17 protein-coding genes are annotated in these 16,888 nt (G+C 73.0%); 6 read left to right on the forward strand and 11 right to left on the reverse strand.

Going from position 1 to position 16,888, the window contains the following annotated elements; genetic code table 11:
• From L0B03_RS04865 to L0B03_RS04910, 10 genes are all read right to left on the reverse strand, one after another.
• The coding region (locus L0B03_RS04865; protein WP_374204878.1) for a YdeI family protein at nt 1-369 on the reverse strand (369 nt) is incomplete at its 3' end.
• Between the two features lie 207 nt (nt 370-576).
• Nucleotides 577-1,029 (reverse strand): GNAT family N-acetyltransferase, encoded by a 453-nt coding sequence (locus L0B03_RS04870; RefSeq protein WP_250444509.1) that lies wholly within the window; start codon nt 1,027-1,029, stop codon nt 577-579.
• Between the two features lie 22 nt (nt 1,030-1,051).
• Nucleotides 1,052-1,849, reverse strand: a complete 798-nt coding sequence (locus L0B03_RS04875; protein WP_250444510.1) for a TSUP family transporter — start codon at nt 1,847-1,849, stop codon at nt 1,052-1,054.
• A 26-nt stretch (nt 1,850-1,875) separates the two neighbouring features.
• On the reverse strand, nt 1,876-3,042 hold the full coding sequence (locus tag L0B03_RS04880; protein WP_250444511.1) for an FAD-dependent oxidoreductase: 1,167 nt from the start codon (nt 3,040-3,042) through the stop codon (nt 1,876-1,878).
• Entirely contained in the window at nt 3,039-3,695 is a 657-nt protein-coding gene (locus tag L0B03_RS04885) for a TetR/AcrR family transcriptional regulator (protein ID WP_250444512.1), read from the reverse strand. The genes L0B03_RS04880 and L0B03_RS04885 overlap by 4 nt, the downstream gene beginning before the upstream one ends.
• A 68-nt stretch (nt 3,696-3,763) precedes the next feature.
• Complete coding sequence (locus tag L0B03_RS04890; protein WP_250444513.1) at nt 3,764-4,759, reverse strand: DUF2332 domain-containing protein; 996 nt, start codon at nt 4,757-4,759, stop codon at nt 3,764-3,766.
• Nucleotides 4,760-4,794: 35 nt separating this feature from the next.
• Entirely contained in the window at nt 4,795-5,277 is a 483-nt protein-coding gene (locus L0B03_RS04895; protein ID WP_250444514.1) for a VOC family protein, read from the reverse strand.
• A gap of 46 nt (nt 5,278-5,323) precedes the next feature.
• Nucleotides 5,324-5,602: a hypothetical protein gene (locus tag L0B03_RS04900; protein WP_250444515.1), complete on the reverse strand. Its 279-nt coding sequence runs from the start codon at nt 5,600-5,602 to the stop codon at nt 5,324-5,326.
• Nucleotides 5,603-5,745: 143 nt separating this feature from the next.
• Nucleotides 5,746-6,279 carry a hypothetical protein gene (locus L0B03_RS04905; RefSeq protein ID WP_250444516.1) on the reverse strand — a complete coding sequence of 178 codons (534 nt, stop codon included), beginning with the start codon at nt 6,277-6,279 and terminating at the stop codon, nt 5,746-5,748.
• Nucleotides 6,280-6,324: 45 nt separating this feature from the next.
• Nucleotides 6,325-7,698: an MFS transporter gene (locus L0B03_RS04910; RefSeq protein ID WP_250444517.1), complete on the reverse strand. Its 1,374-nt coding sequence runs from the start codon at nt 7,696-7,698 to the stop codon at nt 6,325-6,327.
• A gap of 22 nt (nt 7,699-7,720) precedes the next feature.
• On the opposite strand from L0B03_RS04910, the gene L0B03_RS04915 reads away from it, so the two are divergent.
• The 3 genes from L0B03_RS04915 to L0B03_RS04925 all read left to right on the forward strand — a co-directional run bounded on the left by L0B03_RS04915 (nt 7,721) and on the right by L0B03_RS04925 (nt 12,902).
• Nucleotides 7,721-9,397, forward strand: a complete 1,677-nt coding sequence (locus L0B03_RS04915; RefSeq protein WP_250444518.1) for an ABC transporter ATP-binding protein — start codon at nt 7,721-7,723, stop codon at nt 9,395-9,397.
• Nucleotides 9,398-9,505: 108 nt separating this feature from the next.
• Nucleotides 9,506-11,311: an ABC transporter permease subunit gene (locus tag L0B03_RS04920; RefSeq protein WP_250444519.1), complete on the forward strand. Its 1,806-nt coding sequence runs from the start codon at nt 9,506-9,508 to the stop codon at nt 11,309-11,311.
• An 82-nt stretch (nt 11,312-11,393) separates the two neighbouring features.
• Nucleotides 11,394-12,902, forward strand: a complete 1,509-nt coding sequence (locus tag L0B03_RS04925) for an ABC transporter substrate-binding protein (protein WP_250444520.1) — start codon at nt 11,394-11,396, stop codon at nt 12,900-12,902.
• A 127-nt stretch (nt 12,903-13,029) separates the two neighbouring features.
• Here the strand turns inward: L0B03_RS04925 and L0B03_RS04930 are convergent, their stop codons facing one another.
• On the reverse strand, nt 13,030-13,782 hold the full coding sequence (locus L0B03_RS04930) for a YqjF family protein (protein ID WP_250444521.1): 753 nt from the start codon (nt 13,780-13,782) through the stop codon (nt 13,030-13,032).
• Between the two features lie 240 nt (nt 13,783-14,022).
• Between L0B03_RS04930 and dnaK the strand changes: the two genes are divergently transcribed.
• From dnaK to L0B03_RS04945, 3 genes are all read left to right on the forward strand, one after another.
• The gene (gene dnaK, locus L0B03_RS04935; protein WP_250444522.1) at nt 14,023-15,885 is read left to right on the forward strand and encodes a molecular chaperone DnaK; all 1,863 of its coding nucleotides are present in this window, start codon (nt 14,023-14,025) and stop codon (nt 15,883-15,885) included.
• The gene (gene grpE, locus L0B03_RS04940) at nt 15,882-16,517 is read left to right on the forward strand and encodes a nucleotide exchange factor GrpE (RefSeq protein WP_250444523.1); all 636 of its coding nucleotides are present in this window, start codon (nt 15,882-15,884) and stop codon (nt 16,515-16,517) included. Before dnaK ends, grpE begins: the two co-directional genes overlap by 4 nt.
• A gap of 34 nt (nt 16,518-16,551) precedes the next feature.
• Nucleotides 16,552-16,888 (forward strand): DnaJ domain-containing protein (locus L0B03_RS04945; RefSeq protein WP_250444524.1); only part of this gene is annotated, 337 nt, incomplete at its 3' end.

Below are 16,888 nucleotides of genomic sequence, written 5' to 3' on the forward strand. Positions count from 1 at the left end.
GGGGTAGGCGGCGTCCCACCGGCCGTCGGCCTGGGCGGCCCGCACCTGTACCCGGCCGGCCTCCTGCATGCGGCCCTCGCCCTCGAGCCGCTCGACGTGGGTGACGTTCCGGGCCGACCAGCGGCTGCGGGCGCGACGCGGAGTCATGCGCTGGGCCGAGGTCTCGGCGTCGCGGGACCTGGCCTGGCCGTCGATCCAGCCGAAGCAGAGCGCCTCGTCCAGGGCCTGGGCGTAGGTCAGCGAGGTGACCTGCCCGCCCTTCTTGTGGAGCACCAGCCAGACCCCGGTCGACTCGGTGTGGTGCTCACGCAGCCACGCGTGCCACGCCGCGGCGTCGGGGAGCAGCAGCTCGGGCAGCTCGGTGGCCATGGGTCCATGGTGCCCCGGGGCACCGACACGGCGGGAGGGTCGTGCGGTTGGCCGGCGTCACGTGCCCAGCCTCGATGCCCCCCTAGCGCCACTCCCCGAAAGGGCGCTCTCAGGGTGCTCACAGGTTCCGTTGCTAGCGTTCGTCACGAGGGCCCGCCGCTGCCCCCCTGCGCGGCGGGCCCTCCTCACGCGCAGCCGCCCCCGGCCTCACCCCACCGTCGTCGGCCGGCGCTCCATCGGCACGTGCGGGATGCCGTCCTCGGCGTAGTTCTCGCCCGCGCGCACGAACCCGTACCGGCCGTACCACTGCTCGAGGTGGGCCTGGGCGCCCAGGTGGATGGTCGCCGTCGGGCCGCACAGCGCGATGCCCTCTTCGAGCAGCTGCCCGGCGACGCCGCGACCACGGGCAGCGGGGCTGGTCACCACGCGGCCGATCGACGGGGTCCCGCTCCCGGCGCGCAGCACGCGGATGCAGCCCAGCACGGCGCCGTCCTCGTGGGCCCACACCTGGAGGGTGTCGGGCAGCAGGTCCTGCCCGTCGAGGTCCGGGTAGGGGCACTCCTGCTCGACGACGAACACGTCGACCCGCAGCTGCAGCAGGGGGTAGAGCTCGGCGGCCGTGATCTGCGTCGCGGTCCTGGTCTCGATCGTGATGCCCACGCGGGGATGCTACGGGGCGCGATCACCCCAGCCCGAGCACGTCCCAGCCGAGCCGCAGGATCAGCCCGCCGACGACGACGAGGAACGCGGCCCGGACGAAAGCGCTGCCCCGGGCCACAGCCATCCGTGCCCCGACGTAGGCGCCCAGGATGTTCGCCACGCCCATCATCAGTCCGAGCACCCACAGTGGGGCGCCCTGCAGGGCGAAGATGATCAGCGCTCCGAGGTTGGTGACCGTGTTGATGATCTTGGCGTTGGCCGAGGCCTCGAGGAAGGCGTAGCCCAGCAGCCCGACGAGCCCGATCACCAGGAAGCTGCCCGTGCCCGGCCCGACCAGCCCGTCGTACGCGCCGATGCCGAGCCCCAAGGCAGCGGCCGTCCCGGTGTGCCGGACCCCCGAGTAGCGCAGCTTCGTGACCTGGCCTGCGCTCGGCCGCGCCACGGTCCAGACCGCGACGACCACGAGGGCCACCAGCACGATCGGTGTGATGACCTCCCCGGGCAGGAAGCTCGCCAGCGCCGCGCCGCCCGCCCCGCCGAGCAGGGCCGCGACCGCCATCGGTGCGGCCGTGCGCAACCCGGGCTGGACGCGTCGGTAGAACACGGCGGCGCTCACGCTGGTGCCCATGATCCCCGCGAGCTTGTTGGTCGCGAGGGCCTGCAGCGGGCCGATCCCCGGGACGAGCAGCAGCGCGGGCAGCTGCACGAGCCCCCCACCCCCGACGACGGCGTCGATCCAGCCCGCCAGCAGGGCAGCGGCGAGCAGGAGCAGCACGGTGGAGGTGTCGAGGTCCGCGACCCCGGCGACGACGTGATTCACGCCGCGAGGCTAGCCCGGGGACAGGGTCAGCCGGGCAGGGCGGCGTCGATCTGCGTCCCCAGGGCCCGACGGATGACCGGCGTGGTGCCGGGCAGGGCCGTGACCGCGAGGACCAGCTGCCGCAGGCGGATCTGCCACGCCGTCGAGGGGACGAGCCACCGGGCCGTGCGACGCCCTGACGCCTGGCGGTCCTCGACGAAGGGCCGCATGGTCTCCGTGTAGCGCCGCAGCGCGGTGGGCACGTCGCCGGGGTGCCGGGCGAGGGCGCCGGCGAGGGCCCACGCGCCGGTCATCGCGAGGGACGCCCCCTGGCCGGCCATGAGGGACGGCGCGTAGGCGGCGTCACCGACGAGGACCGCGCGACCCTGCGTCCACCGGGTGAGGTGCGTCTGGGCGACGTCGTCGTAGTACAGGTCGGTGCCCGGCGTCAGATGGGTCAGGGCGCGGTCGACCACGGGTCCGAGCCCGGCGTACCGGGAGAGGACCGCGGCGCGGGGGTCTGGCGGCACGGGCCCGTGGTCGCGGTGGACGAGCCAGGCCGCGAGGTGCTCGTCGTCCATCGGGTAGAGGGCGACCTGACGGTCGGGCACCGCGACCAGGAGCAGGCGACGGCCCACCAGCCGGCGCAGGGCGTCGTCGCGCAGGAGGTATGCGGCCGTCTGGTAGCCCAGGGACTGCACGGCCTCGCGGTCCGGCGCGACGGCGAGGTCGCGGACGCGTGAGTGCAGCCCGTCCGCCCCGACCAGGAGGTCGGCCGTCGTCGTGGTGCCGTCGGAGAGGCGCACGTGCACGCCGTCGGCCTGCTCGGTCGCGGAGTCGACCGTGAGCCCCCGGCGCAGGTCGATGCGCTCGACGACCGCCTCGTGGAGGACCTCCGCGAGCGCGCCCCGGGGCAGGCTCAGCAGCCGACCGTCGGCGGCGTCGCGGAACGCGGTGTAGTCGGCCCGGCCGCGGCGTCTGCCGGCAGGGTCCACGTACTGCACCGAGGTGATCGTCGCCGCCCGCCTGCGCAGCTCGGGCAGCAGCCCCATCCGCTCGGCGACCTCGAACCCCGGACCGAAGAAGTCGATCATGTAGCCCGCGCCCCGGGGCCGGGGCGCCTGCTCCACGAGCGTGACGTCCCAGCCGTCGCCTCGCAGCCACCACGCAACGCTCAGCCCGGCGATCCCCGCCCCGCAGACGACGGCTCTCATGACGCGGTCCGCTCCGGCGCCGTGCTGGCCGCGGCCTGCGGCCGGCCCGCGTCGAGGAGGTGCAGCACCGCCGGGAGGAGGCTCTCGGGGGTGCCCCCCACACCGAGGGCCCGGTGGAGGTAGAGCCCGTCGACGGCGGCCACCAGGAGCGTCGCCACGGCATGACGGTCGGGACCGTCGCTGGTCGGTGCGACCTCCTCGAGCCAGGTGCCCACGACGCTGCGGAACCTGCGGATCGTGGCCCCGAGCTCCTCGCGCAGCGCGTCGTCCCGCCGGGCGGCGACGAAGGCCTCGTGGATGAACACCGTCGCGTCCGCCTCGGCCGGGGTGGGGGCGAGCAGGGAGAGCACGGCGTCGTGGAGCGCGACAGCCGGGGGCGCGCCCCCCTCCGCGGAACGCCCGGCGCCCATCTGCTGCAGCACGTCGCGCTCGAGGTCGTCTAGCACCGTGGTCACGGCTGTCCGCCGGAGGTCGTCCACCGAGGCGAAGTGGTAGTGGACCAAGCCCTGGCGGACGCCGGCCTCCGCGGCCACCGAGCGGGTCGTGACGCCGCCCCAGCCTGCCCGTGCCCCGACGGCGACAGCTGCTGCGACGAGGCGCTCCCGGGTCGTGGCCCGGCGGGTGTCCGGGAGTGCTGCGGCGGTCTCCTCCATGGCTCCTCCTGCCCGAGCACCGATTGGGCGATCGCCCAATATCGTGGACCGTCAGGTTACGGCGCCGGTCACCCCGCCGTCCAGGGGTCTTCGGTCCCTGCCAGGGAGCGACCGTGGGGGTCGCTGCGGGCGCGGGGCACGCCGTCGACCATGACGACGAAGCGGGGGTCGCTCGGGTCCAGCCCCAGGGCAGCGCTCGCGGGGAGCACGCGTGCACCCTCGTTGCTGATCCAGTGGCCGGGCAGCGCCCCGACCAGGTCGACGAAGGTCGAGCGGGCGTGGGCGTCGAGGTAGGCGAGCACGGCACTGTGGACCACGACGAGGGTCGCGTCAGCGGGAGCCTCGGCCGCCAGGGCCGGCAGGGTCTCGAGCAGGTCGCCCGCGACGACGCGTGGTGGCTCCCGCCGGGCGACGGCCAGCGCAGCCCGCAGCCGGGAGCGCCGGTCCTCGTGCTCGGGCCAGACGAGGGTCTCGAGCCATGCCCTCGCGTCGGGGTCGGTGACGTCCACGGGGGCGAGGTCGATCCCGGCGCGCCACACCACCTCGGGCATGCGGGTGGGCGCAGATACCCCGGGCCCGAGCGAGCAGGGCAGGACGACCTCCGACGGCCCGTCCCGGGGGTCGAGGGAGGTCCCGTCGTCGTACCGGTAGGAGTACCTGTCGGGCAGGAGGCACAGTCCGGCGGAGGCCCCGACCTCGAGGAGGGCGAGGGGCTGGGGGAGGCTGGCGAGGAACGGCAGGAGGGTCGCGCACCGGCCGGCTTCGTTGGTCTGCGTGGCGCGGGCGAGCACCGTGTCGCGCACTGCTGGCCAGCGGTCGAGCAACGTCGTGCGGAGGTTCGCATACGTCCCCGCGGCGCCGTGCCACCGCGCTGCCGCGAAGACGAGGTTCGGCTGCCGCTTGCCGGCGGGCAGGGTGGTCAGCAGATCAGCGACGACGTCGTCCTCGCTGAGCGCGCGCGCCCAACGCTCGTAGGTCGTGGAGCTGCCGCGCGCCTCACGTTCGCCGAACGCCCGGTACGTCTCGGCGACGGCCGCGGTGCCCAGGTGGATCGTCGGGTCCATGGCCCCAGGATGGGCCACCCCTGCGCTGTCGTCCGTCAGTCGCGGGCGCCGTCCGTGCCGAAGCCGGGCTGGGTGGTGCGGTCCTCGAGGGGCTCGAGCTCCTGGAACACGGTGATCTGCAGGCCGGCGGGCGCCTCCAGACGGGCGTTCAGCGATCGCCACGGCGTCTCGGTCGGGGGCGCGAGCTCCTCCGCGCCGGCCTCGACCAGGGCCCGGGTGGTCGTCGCCGCGTCGTCGACCTCGAAGGCCACGCGCAGGTGCGGGGCGACCTGCCGGCCGACCTCCACCTCGTCGATCATGCGCTTCTGGGCGGGGTTGGCGATCTCCAGGGTGGCGCGGCCCGCGTCGAGGATCGCCACGCGGGCGCCGTCCTCCCCCTGGAACGCTGCCTGCTCGGGCAGGCCCAGCACGTCGCGGTAGAAGGCGAGGGCCTGCTCGTAGTCGGCCGCCTCGACCACCAGCCGCAGCTGCCGCACCGGGCTCGTCGGGGCGGCGGGGTTCACGTCGTCATCGCTCATGGACTGACGGTAGGGCGCGCGGCCGGTGTCGCGTTCCAGCACGCGCTCACCCCGAGGCGCCGAACCCCTCGCCGTCGGCACCGGGGGTGACGGTCCAGACGCGCACGTCCCGGCCGGTGCCGTGATGGTCCTTCTCGTGCAGGCGGACCGCGCCGTCGTGCTCGTGCTCGCAGGCCCCCGAGACCTCGTGGTCCCCGGTCGGGCCGTGCGTGTGCATCGTCACCGAGCCGCTGAACTCGTCGAGGGAGGCCGGGGTGTGACCCTCGACATCGATGACGTCGTAGGGAACGCCCGAGGCGATCATGGGTGGGGTCGGGTCCGTCATGGCGGTGCCTCTTCCTGGGCGGTCACCGAGACGAGCGTCCGGTCGGCCGTGTGCTGTGAGCGTGCGCCCATCGCGGCCGGATAGCAAGGGACGTCTGGTGCGGGTCTGGCCGGGCACCTCGACCGATGTGTGCGGTCAGGCTCCTAGCACTGCCCACGGCGGCCCAGGCCAGCGGTGACGAGGGGCTCGCCCGGGCCGTCGCCCGCGTCGAGGAGGATCTCGCCGTTGTCCACGCAGGCGAGGTACTCGGCGACGTCGAGCCGGCGCAGCTGGAAGGTGCCGTTGCCGTCGAGCAGCGCGGACCTGCCGACGCTCACCACGTACGCGTCCGGGCTCCACCAGGGCCGTCGACCCTGGCAGCTGCCGCCGTCGCTGGGCGAGGCCATCTCTGAGCTGATGAGGTCCCCGACGACGGAGGACCGCGTGACCCGTACCGAGCCGCCCCGGTCGACGAGCAGGTTCCCATGGATCCCGACCAGGTGGATCGAGCAGGTCGCGCCGTCGGGGACGCGGACGTCGGAGTACACCTGCTGGCTCTGGATGAACCCGGTGCAGAGCAACGGTTCTCCGGTGGCGGCGGGTGCCGCTGCTGCGGCCACCGCTCCCGCGACGGCGGTCGTCACCGCGAGCGCGAAGGCGCAGACGGCCCGCACGAGGAGTCGTGAAGGCGCGGTCATGGTGTCCCCCCGCTGGTCACCGCTCGTGCCGCGCCGCCACGCCGGTCATCCGCGGTGGGGTCCAGTGTTCGTGGCGTGTGCGCGCACCACCAGCCCCGTCCCCGTCCCCGTCGGCCGAAGGTCGGGGGCGGCTGCGCGCGGGCGTTCCCAGATCCAGCTCGTCCCGATGGCGGTCGCCGCGAGGATCGGCAGCGTCGCGAGGACGAGCCAGGGGACGGCGGCGGCCGGCTGGGGTGCGGCGGCCAGGTCGAGCAGGGCGCCGACGCCCAGGTTGCCCACCAGCACGGTGATCCCCCCGGTGGTCGCGAGCAGCCCGAAGTACGAGCCGGTCGGCCGGGTGCCTGCGAAGGTCGTGACGGCTGCCAGGCCGGTCGGCAGCGCGAGCAGGTGGCTCGTCGTGAACAGGGTGACCGCGATGGCCGCGGGGACGAGCTCCCACCCGGGGGCCGGGTTCCACGGCGCGCTGCCGGCCAGCACCAGGAACCCGCACGCGCTCAGGAGGTAGGCGAGGCGCAGGGCCGCCGGCGTGCTGAGCCGGCTGGACCGTCGGGCGACGGCGATCTGGAGGGTGACGGTGAGGATCGACACCCACGCGAGCAGGAGCCCGAGCACCATGGGTCCGGCCTCGACGCGGCGTAGCTCGGTGGGCAGCGCGAGGTAGAGCTGGTTGTAGGCGAACAGGTCCACCGCGTGGATCAGGGCGAAGGCCACGAAGCCGCGGTCTCGGAGCGAGGCTGGTCGCCCGCCACCCCGGGTGCTCAGCTGTGCGGGGTGCGTGGGTGGCCGCGTGGGCCGCTGGGGCGCGGGCAGGCGGAGCCACAACCCGAGCCCGATCGCAGCGAACAGCGCAGCCCCCGACGCGGCCACGGTCGCGAACCCCCAGCCGAGGAGTGCTGCGCCGAGCAGCGGTCCGACAGCTGCGCCGGTCTCGCCGACGACGCTGAGCCACGCGAACAGGGTGACCCGACGCCCCGGGGTCGGGGTCGCGGTCCGGCGGGTCTCGGCGGCAGCGACGAGGGTGTTGAGGGCGGGGGAGAACATGGCTCCCCCGAGCCCGGTCAGCACGGTCCCGACGACGAACCAGCTCAGCGCCGGGTCGGTGGACCAGAGGGATGCGGAGAGGGTCAGGAAGCCGAGGCACCGGACTGCGCAGCCGCTGAGGATCAGCGTCCGTGCGCCGAACCGGTCGGCCAGCATGCCGCCGAGGAGGAACATTCCCTGCTGGGAGAACGTGCGGATGCCGAGGACCAGTCCGACGGCAGCACCACCGAGCGCGAAGTCCTCGGTGAGGACCAGTGCGAGGAACGGGACGACCGCGTAGAAGCCGAGGTTGAACAGGAGCTGGGTCCCGAGCAGGACGCGGTCGCTGCTCCCTGGTCGACCCGACGTTGCCTGGTCGACTTGCATCGCCACTCCCATGAGAGTGATAGTAGTTCCCATTATGACTACGCCGAGCCTCGAGGTCTCCGAACTGGGGATCTCGATCAACGGCCGCACGCTCGTCGACGGCGTCTCGTTCACGGTCGGCTCGGGGGAGCGCGTCTGCTTGCTCGGCGAGTCCGGGTCGGGCAAGTCGCTGACCGCGAACGCCGTCCTCGGGCGGCTCCCGGCGAACGCCGTCACGACGGGCAGCATTCGGGTGAGCGGCATCGAGGTCCTCGGCGTACCGACCGGGAGACGTGCTGACCAGGCCCGGGTCGCGATGGTCTTCCAGGACTCAGCCGTCGCGCTGAACCCCCTGGTCAGGCTGGGCGAGCAGATCGTGGAGCCCCTCCGGCGGCACCGTGGGCTGTCCCGTCCCGACGCCCAGGCCGCCGCCGTGGACCTCGCGACGTCCGTGGGCCTCCCCGACCCCGAGCAGATCGTCGACCGCTACTCGGGGGAGCTGTCGGGCGGCCAGCGTCAACGCATCTGCATCGCGCTCGCCCTCGCGTGCAGGACGCGTCTGCTGATCGCGGACGAGCCCACCTCGGCCCTCGACGTCGTCACGCAGCACCGGGTGCTCGAGGTGCTGCGCCGGTACACGGCGGGCTCACGCTCCCCGGCGCTGCTCTTCATCACCCACGACGTCGCGGCCGCCTCGGCCCTGTGCGGCGAAGGCATCGTGATGAAGGACGGTGCGGTCGTCGAGCACGGACCGATGCCGTCGATCTGTGCCGACCCGGCGCACCCCTACACGCGCGGGCTGGTCCGGGCCGCGCAGGCAGCCACGATCTCCCCGGCCGCGACGCAGCTCGACGCCGGTCTCCCGCCACGGGCCGACGACGCCGCTCAGCGGGCCGACGGCGTCGCGGTCCACCGCGACCAGCCTCCGTTCTACGCGATCGACCAGGTGAGCCGGGCGTACCGGGCGCCCCGCTCCCGCCTGCTCGGCAGGGCCGAGATGCGGACGGCGTTGGCTCCCACGAGCCTGTCGATCCGTGCGGGGGAGCGCGTCGGGATCGTCGGCGTCTCGGGCTCGGGGAAGACGACGCTGCTGCGGCTCATGCTCGCCCTCGAACGTTCCGACACCGGGACCATCACCTGCGACGGGGCGCCGGTCGCCCCTGCCGGAGCCCGGCGGCTCAGGTGGTACCGCCGCAAGGTCCAGTACGTGCCGCAGGATCCGGCGAGCAGCCTCGACCCGCTCATGACGGTGGAGAACCTGGTGCGGGAGCCCCTCGTGCGCCTCGGCGTGCCGGGCGACCACGTGGAGATGGTGCGCGAGGCGTTGTCCTCGGTGCAGCTCGACGAGGGCTTCCTGCGACGTCGGGTGGGAGAGCTCTCGGGTGGTCAGGCGCAACGGCTGGCGATCGCTCGCGCCGTCGCGACGCGCCCCGACGTGCTGCTCGCCGACGAGCCCGTCAGCGGGCTGGACCTGCCGATGCGCGAGCAGATCATCGCCGTGCTCCGGGAGGTCTGCGCGACTCGGGGGACCGGGATCGTCGTCGTCTCCCACGACCTCTCGGTGATCGCCAGCCTGTGCGACCGCACCCTCGTGATGTCCGCCGGTGAGGTGGTCGAGGACCGGCCGACGGCGCAGCTGCTCGCCGACCCTCACCATCCCCGGACCCGGGAGCTGCTCGACGCCGTCCCGGCCCTGCCGGTCATGGCGGAGGCCGCCCCCGCAGCTCGCTGACCCCGCTCCCTGCCCGTCTAGACCCCTGACCCGCCCAGCTCCTTGCCCCCTGCCCCGATCCTCGACCCTGCCCGGCGCGCGACCGAGCCCACCCCAGGAGGTGATCCCATGGCCAGTCCTGCCACCGTCGCGCCCGTCCTGCCGCGCGCGAACCGGGGCGCGATGCTGTCCCGTGCTCCGCGAGCCGCGATCATCTCGACTGCCTCCCGGGGGTTCGCGATCGTCGCGGTGCTGTTCCTGCTGAGCAGCCTGCCGTTCCTCTCCGACCGTGACGTGGCCACCTCCGTCTTCCGCGCGCGGTACTCCGAGGGTGTGATCACCGAGGAGGCGCTCGCGTCGATCCGCCGTGAGCTCGGGCTCGAGCGAGGGCTCTTCGGGGTCTTCGCCGCCTGGGTGGGCAGCGCGTTGCAGGGTGATCTGGGGGCCTCCTGGGTGACGGGCGCGCCGGTGCTGCCCGGTCTCGTCTCGGCCCTGGGAACCTCGCTGCTCCTCATGCTGGCCTCGCTGGCCGTCGCGGTGCTCCTCGCCGGGGCCCTCACGGTGCCCACGTTCCGCCGTGGGCTCGCCGGCCGCTCCGACCGGACGAACGGTGGTGCTGCGGCGGCGTTCACGGCGCTCCCGGACTTCCTCCTCGCCTCCGTGCTCCTCGTCGTCGTCGCGGTCTGGTGGGGGTGGCTGCCGCCGTACGGCTGGGGTGGGCCTGAGTACCTGGTGCTGCCCGCCCTCGCCATGGGCCTGCCGGCCGGAGGCTTCCTGGGCCGCCTGCTGTCGGACGCCCTGGCGGACACCTTCGCGGAGCGGTGGGTCGCCACCTGGCAGGTCGCCGGGTTCTCCCGACGTCGGATCGTGCTCGCCACCCTCCGTCGGACGCTGCCGAGCGTTGCCGCGCCCATGGCCCTCGTGCTGATCAGCATCACCGCGAGCGCCGTGGTCGTCGAGCGCGTCTTCGCGATCCCCGGCATCGGTCGGGCGACCCTCGGCGCGGCGCAGGCGCAGGACCTGCCCACCCTGCAGGCCGGGGTGCTCCTCATGATGCTGCTCGCGGTCGCCTTCAGCGTCGGCGTGTCGTTGCTGCGCCGGCTGCTGCTCGGACCGGCGCTGAGGTCCAGCTCCCTGCCCGTGGCCGTGCCCCGACCGCCCAGCTCGCGGCGGGCCCTGGTCGTCCCCGGGACGATGCTCCTCCTCCTGGTCGTCCTCGTGGTGGCCGGGCTCTCCAGGGATCCCTACGCCCTGGACTTCGCACGGCTGCAGGCTCCGAGCTGGGACCTGCCCTTCGGGGCGGACGCGAACGGTCGCGACGTGCTGGCCCGGATCTCGCACGGGGCGCTGTCGACCCTGGGCGTCGGCGCCCTGGTCGCGGTGGCCTGCCTCGTGGTGGGTCTCGCCGTCGGCCTGCTCCCGAACCTTGCTGCGGGGCCCGTCGAGACCACGAACGCCGCCCCGCCGATCCTCGCCGGTCTGATCGTCGCGGCGATCGCCGGGCCCTCCGCCGTCGGTGCGGCCATCGCCGTCGCGGCGGTGAGCTGGGCGCCGCTCGCGTCGCACGCAGCGGCCCTGGTGCAGGAGGTGAAGGCGCAGCCCCATGTCCGGATCGCACCCGTGCTGGGCGTCGGGAGGGTGCGGCTGCTGGCCCGCTACGTGTTCCCGCGGGTCGTCGGCCCGGTGTTCCGTCACGCCTGCCTGCGGCTCCCGGGCATCTGCCTCGCGCTGGCGACCCTCGGCTTCGTCGGGCTCGGGCCGCAGCCGCCCCAGTCGGACTGGGGCCTGGTGCTCGCCGATGGCATGCCCTACGTGGAGCGCGCGCCCCTCGTGGTGCTCGTCCCGGCCGGGGCGCTGCTGATCCTCGGCGTCCTCGCGGTGTCGCTGTCCAACGTGACCGTCGACCTTCGCCGCCCAGACCTCGGGACCCGGTGACGCGAGGGCACGATCCTCGCCGTCCCCGGCCCGTGACCCCCAGCGCCAGCACCTGGCGCGAGAACAGGAAGAGACGTCACCCATGAAGTGGAACGACAGGAGCAGAGCGATCTCGACGCTCGCGATGGCAGCGGGTGCTGCACTCGTGCTGAGCGGGTGCGGAGGTGCCAGCGCGGAGCCCGCGAGCTCCGGGGACGAGCGCATCCGCGTGGCGTTCATGCAGCCGCCCAAGGCGGCGATGAACCCCTTCAGCGACGACGCGTTCAAGCTCTCCCGGCTGAGCTCGGCCGAGACGCTCGTGCGCGTGAGCGACGATGTCGAGCCTGAGGGGCTGCTGGCCAGGAGCTGGGAGCAGGTCGGCGAGCTGACGTGGGTGTTCGCCCTGCGGGACGACGTCACCTTCCACGACGGCGAGACCTTCGACGCCGAGGCGGTCAAGAACGCCTTCGACCGTGCGGGGGAGGCCGTGCCTCCGCCGCGTGCTCTCAGCGGTGTCAACCTCACCACCGAGGTGACCGGTGAGGGCGAGGTCACCGTCACGACCGACGTCCCGGACGCGATGCTGCCGAACCGGCTCGCCAGCCCGCAGCTCTCGATCTTCTCGCCCTCGGCCTACGGCGACGGCGGGTCGGTGTCCCCGATCGGCACCGGCACCGGACCCTTCGAGCTCACGGAGGTCGACGGCAGCAGCACGCTGACCCTCGAGCGCTTCGAGGACTACTGGGGTGACGTGGCCATCGCCTCGGGCATCGACGCCTCCTTCGTGCCGGACGGCACGGCGCGTGCGGCGGCCATCCGTGCGGCCGAGGCCGACGTCGCGGAGACCGTCCCGATCTCCCAGGTGAGCCTGCTCGACGAGGAGGCCGTCAACGAGGTCTTCATGCCCCGGACGACCTCGGTCGCGCTCAACACCGCCTCGGGCCCGTTCGAGGACCCGGCCGTCCGTGCCGCGGCGCGTGCCGCCATCGACCCGGGGGTCATCGCCGAGACCATCTACGAGGGGTACGCCGACCCCGCCGTCGGGCTGCTCGGCCCGGCCGTGCCGTGGGCCGCGGACCTGCGTGGCGACACCGCGTCCGCCGTCGAGCCCGCGCAGGTCGACGGGGTCGAGATCACCCTCGCCACGTACACCGACCGGGCCGAGAACCCCGAGATCGCCGTCCAGATCGAGGCGCAGCTCGAGAGCGCTGGCTTCGTCGTGACTCAGGACGTCCGCGAGTACGCCAACCTGGAGCTGGAGATGCTCGGCGGCGCCTTCGACGCCGTGGTGGTCTCGCGCAACACGATGCTCGACACCGGTGACCCGCTCTCGGCCTTCGCCCAGGACTTCGGCTGCGAGGGCGGCAACAACATCGCCCAGCTGTGCGACCCTGCGGTCGACGAGATCCTCGAGGAGGGGCTCCAGTTCCCCGCCGGTCCGGAGCGCCAGGAGGCGACGATGGCCGTCGAGGCCGCCGTCCTGCGTCTCGACGCGGCCATCCCGCTCGTGCACGAGCGGGTGGTGCAGGGCGAGCTCGGCACGTTCAGCGGCTTCGAGCGCGACCCGCTCGAGCGGCGACTGATCACCGAGTACACGGCTCCGGTCGACTGACCGGTAGATCCAAGGACGAGTGGCCGGGCATCTGATCGGTGCCCGGCCACTCGTGCCTTTAGGTGAGCCTCACGCCTGGACCTGGGTGCAGAGGCGCGTCCTCGTGGGCCTCGGGAGGCGGCTCGCGTCACGCGGGCAGCGGCCGCCGGACGTCGACGGGCGCGCCGAACTCCGTGCGGACCCCGCGGGAGAACAGCACCGAGTCCGGTGGCCGGTGCGCCGTCGCCGGGAGGCCGCACGCTTCGACGAGCCGGTCGTCCAGCGTGAGCAGCTCGGCCGCGTGCAGCGGCCAGGTCTCGTGACGGTTGGGCACGTAGAGCGTGCGACCGAAGGCGCGTGTGTGCAGGCCCCAGCGCGCGGTGAGGAACTCGGCCACCGGATCGCCGGGTGCGAGCGTCTCGCCCGGCCGCACGACGACGCGCGTCGTGGCGTCCCGCGGGCCCGGCCAGCGGCGCTGCGAGGCGTACGTGAGGACGCCGTCGGCCTCTGTCACGCGCATCCGCGCCCACGTGTACGGCAGCGCGAACACCGCACGCGCGCCGAGGACGAACGCCAGCCGGGACGCCTCGAGCGTCAGGAAGACCACGCCCCGGCGGCCCCGCTCGTCGACCGAGTAGAGGCGGACGTTGGTCTCGGGGAAGGTGCCGAGCCACGGGAGGCCGGGCCCACGCGCGGCACCCGCGCCGACCATGCGGAAGGGCACGAGACCGACCCAGCTCGACCCGTCGTGGACGTCCGGTCGCGTTCCCAGGGGCATGAAGGGTGCGACGACGTCGGGCGCTACCCGCCAGTGGACGAAGGTGAGGTCGCGCCACGACTGCCGCATGATCGCCCGACCGCCCAGCGCGGGGGCTGTCGTGGTCACGGGCTGGGAGGGCATGACGCCACTATGCACCCGCGGGCGGCGCCTCGGACAGGCGGTGGGAATGCGCAGCCCTGGCGCACAGTTGAGCCTGACAGACTCAACTCTGAGCCTCCGAACTTGCGCAGCATCGAGGAGCGGCGCAGACTTGAGCGCAGCAGGCTCAACACCGACGGGTGTCGGGCCCTGACCAGACGTAGCACCGATGCCCGTCGGCACGACCTGCCGCGGGTCCACGTATGAAGGAAGGCACCTGACATGGCACGAGCAGTCGGCATCGACCTCGGCACCACCAACTCCGTCGTCTCCGTCCTCGAGGGTGGCGAGCCCACCGTCATCGCGAACGCCGAGGGCGCCCGCACCACCCCGTCGGTCGTCGCGTTCTCCAAGACCGGTGAGGTCCTGGTCGGCGAGATCGCCAAGCGCCAGGCCGTCACGAACGTCGACCGCACCATCAGCTCGGTCAAGCGCCACATGGGCACCGACTGGAAGGTCGAGATCGACGACAAGTCCTACGGCCCGCAGGAGATCTCGGCCCGCGTGCTGGGCAAGCTCAAGCGCGACGCCGAGGAGTACCTGGGCGAGCCCGTCACCGACGCGGTCATCACCGTCCCGGCCTACTTCAACGACGCCGAGCGCCAGGCCACCAAGGACGCCGGCCAGGTCGCGGGGATGAACGTGCTCCGCATCGTCAACGAGCCCACCGCAGCGGCCCTGGCCTACGGCCTGGACAAGGGCAAGGAGGACGAGCTGATCCTCGTCTTCGACCTCGGTGGCGGCACCTTCGACGTCTCCCTGCTCGAGGTCGGCAAGGACGAGGACGAGTTCTCGACCATCCAGGTCCGCGCCACGCACGGCGACAACCGCCTCGGCGGCGACGACTGGGACAACCGCATCGTCGAGCACCTCATCAAGCAGGTGAAGAACAACAACGGGGTCGACCTGTCCAAGGACAAGATCGCCCTGCAGCGTCTGCGCGAGGCGGCCGAGCAGGCCAAGAAGGAGCTCTCCTCCGCGACGAGCACCAACATCTCGATGCAGTACCTGTCGATGAGCGAGAACGGCCCGATCCACCTCGACGAGAAGATCACCCGGGCACAGTTCCAGGAGATGACCAAGGACCTCCTCGAGCGCACCAAGTCCCCGTTCCAGCAGGTCATCAAGGACGCCGGGATCTCGGTCAACGACATCGACCACATCGTCCTGGTCGGCGGCTCGACCCGGATGCCCGCCGTGGCCGACGTCGTGCGTGACCTCACCGGGGGCAAGGAGCCCAACAAGGGCGTCAACCCCGACGAGGTCGTCGCCGTGGGCGCTGCCCTGCAGGCCGGTGTCATCAAGGGTGAGCGCAAGGACGTCCTGCTCATCGACGTCACCCCGCTGAGCCTCGGCATCGAGACCAAGGGCGGCGTGATGACCAAGCTCATCGAGCGCAACACGGCCATCCCCACCAAGCGCAGCGAGATCTTCTCGACGGCGGACGACAACCAGCCCTCGGTGCTCATCCAGGTGTTCCAGGGCGAGCGCGAGTTCGCGCGGGACAACAAGCCGCTCGGCACCTTCGAGCTCACGGGCATCGCCCCGGCCCCGCGCGGCGTGCCGCAGATCGAGGTCACCTTCGACATCGACGCCAACGGCATCGTGCACGTCTCCGCCAAGGACCGCGGCACCGGCACCGAGCAGAAGATGACCATCACGGGCGGCTCTGCCCTCCCCAAGGAGGACATCGACCGCATGGTCAAGGAGGCCGAGGAGCACGCCGCCGAGGACAAGGCGCGCCGCGAGGAGGCCGAGACCCGCAACCAGGCCGAGGCCCTCGCGTACTCGACCGAGAAGGTCCTGGCCGACAACGGCGACAAGGTCCCCGAGGACGTCAAGACCGAGGTCGAGGCCGCCGTCGCCGAGCTCAAGACCGCCCTCGAGGGTGACGACATCGAGGCGGTCAAGACCAAGCAGGCCGCGCTCTCGGCCGTCAGCCAGAAGATCGGCGAGGCCATCTACCAGGCCGACGAGGCCGCAGGGGCGACCGAGGGTGCGCCGACGGACGCCCCGGCCGAGGGCAGCACCTCGGACGAGGACGTCGTCGACGCCGAGATCGTGGATGAGGACGAGCGCAAGTGAGCGACCAGCACACGCCGCCGGTCGGGGACGAGGACTCCGACCGGCCGCGGTTCACCGACAAGCGACGCATCGACCCCGAGACGTACGCCGTGCGTGAGCAGCCCACCCCGGCTGCCACGCCCGACGACGCCCCGACCGGCGAGAGCGTCCCCGACGACGCCTCGAGCCTGGTCGACGCCGAGCCCGCCGCCGAGGGCGACCTCGCGACGGCGCAGACCCAGGCCGCCGAGCGGCTCGAGGACCTGCAGCGTCTCCAGGCCGAGTACGTCAACTACCGGCGCCGCGTCGACCGGGACCGTCAGGTCTCGCGGGACAAGGCCGTCAGCGACGTCATCGAGTCCCTCTTCGGGGTGCTCGACGACATCGAGCTGGCACGGCAGCACGGCGAGCTCGCCGAGGGGCCCTTCGCCTCGATCGCCGAGAAGCTCGAGACCTCGCTCGGGCGCTTCGGCTGGGAGCGGTTCGGTGCCGTGGGTGAGGCCTTCGACCCGAACGTGCACGAGGCCCTCATGCACTCCCACTCCGGCGACGTCAGCGAGCCGACGGTCGTCCAGGTGCTCCAGCCCGGCCACCGCGTCGGCGAGCGTGTGGTGCGGGCGGCCCGCGTGGCCGTGGCCGAGCCCGAGTCCTGAGAGGCGTGCGACGAGAACGGGGAGGGGGTAGGCGATGACAGGTCAGGACTGGTTCGAGAAGGACTTCTACGCGGCGCTCGGCGTGCCCAAGAACGCCGACGCGAGCGCCATCAAGAAGGCGTACCGGAAGAAGGCTCGCAGCCTGCACCCCGACCAGAACCCCGGGGACGACGCCGCCGAGGCGAAGTTCAAGGAGGTCGGTGAGGCCTACGCGGTGCTCTCCGACCCCGAGCAGCGCCAGCAGTACGACGCCATCCGCGCGATGGCCGGCGGCGGCGCCCGGTTCTCGGCCGGCTCGGGCGGACCGAGCGCCGCGGGGGGTGCCGGCTTCGAGGACCTCTTCGGGGCGCTCTTCGGCGGCGGGCACCCCG

The organism is Actinotalea sp. C106, assembly GCF_023630195.1.
GTDB lineage: Bacteria > Actinomycetota > Actinomycetes > Actinomycetales > Cellulomonadaceae > Actinotalea.

Coding starts and splice junctions, on each gene's coding strand:
- L0B03_RS04880 (WP_250444511.1), bottom strand. CDS start 3,042: ATGAGAGCCGTCGTCTGCGGGGCGGGGATCGCCGGGCTGAGCGTTGCG.
- L0B03_RS04885 (WP_250444512.1), bottom strand. CDS start 3,695: ATGGAGGAGACCGCCGCAGCACTCCCGGACACCCGCCGGGCCACGACC.
- L0B03_RS04890 (WP_250444513.1), bottom strand. CDS start 4,759: ATGGACCCGACGATCCACCTGGGCACCGCGGCCGTCGCCGAGACGTAC.
- L0B03_RS04895 (WP_250444514.1), bottom strand. CDS start 5,277: ATGAGCGATGACGACGTGAACCCCGCCGCCCCGACGAGCCCGGTGCGG.
- L0B03_RS04900 (WP_250444515.1), bottom strand. CDS start 5,602: ATGACGGACCCGACCCCACCCATGATCGCCTCGGGCGTTCCCTACGAC.
- L0B03_RS04905 (WP_250444516.1), bottom strand. CDS start 6,279: ATGACCGCGCCTTCACGACTCCTCGTGCGGGCCGTCTGCGCCTTCGCG.
- L0B03_RS04910 (WP_250444517.1), bottom strand. CDS start 7,698: ATGGGAGTGGCGATGCAAGTCGACCAGGCAACGTCGGGTCGACCAGGG.
- L0B03_RS04915 (WP_250444518.1), top strand. CDS start 7,721: ATGACTACGCCGAGCCTCGAGGTCTCCGAACTGGGGATCTCGATCAAC.
- L0B03_RS04920 (WP_250444519.1), top strand. CDS start 9,506: ATGGCCAGTCCTGCCACCGTCGCGCCCGTCCTGCCGCGCGCGAACCGG.
- L0B03_RS04925 (WP_250444520.1), top strand. CDS start 11,394: ATGAAGTGGAACGACAGGAGCAGAGCGATCTCGACGCTCGCGATGGCA.
- L0B03_RS04930 (WP_250444521.1), bottom strand. CDS start 13,782: ATGCCCTCCCAGCCCGTGACCACGACAGCCCCCGCGCTGGGCGGTCGG.
- dnaK (WP_250444522.1), top strand. CDS start 14,023: ATGGCACGAGCAGTCGGCATCGACCTCGGCACCACCAACTCCGTCGTC.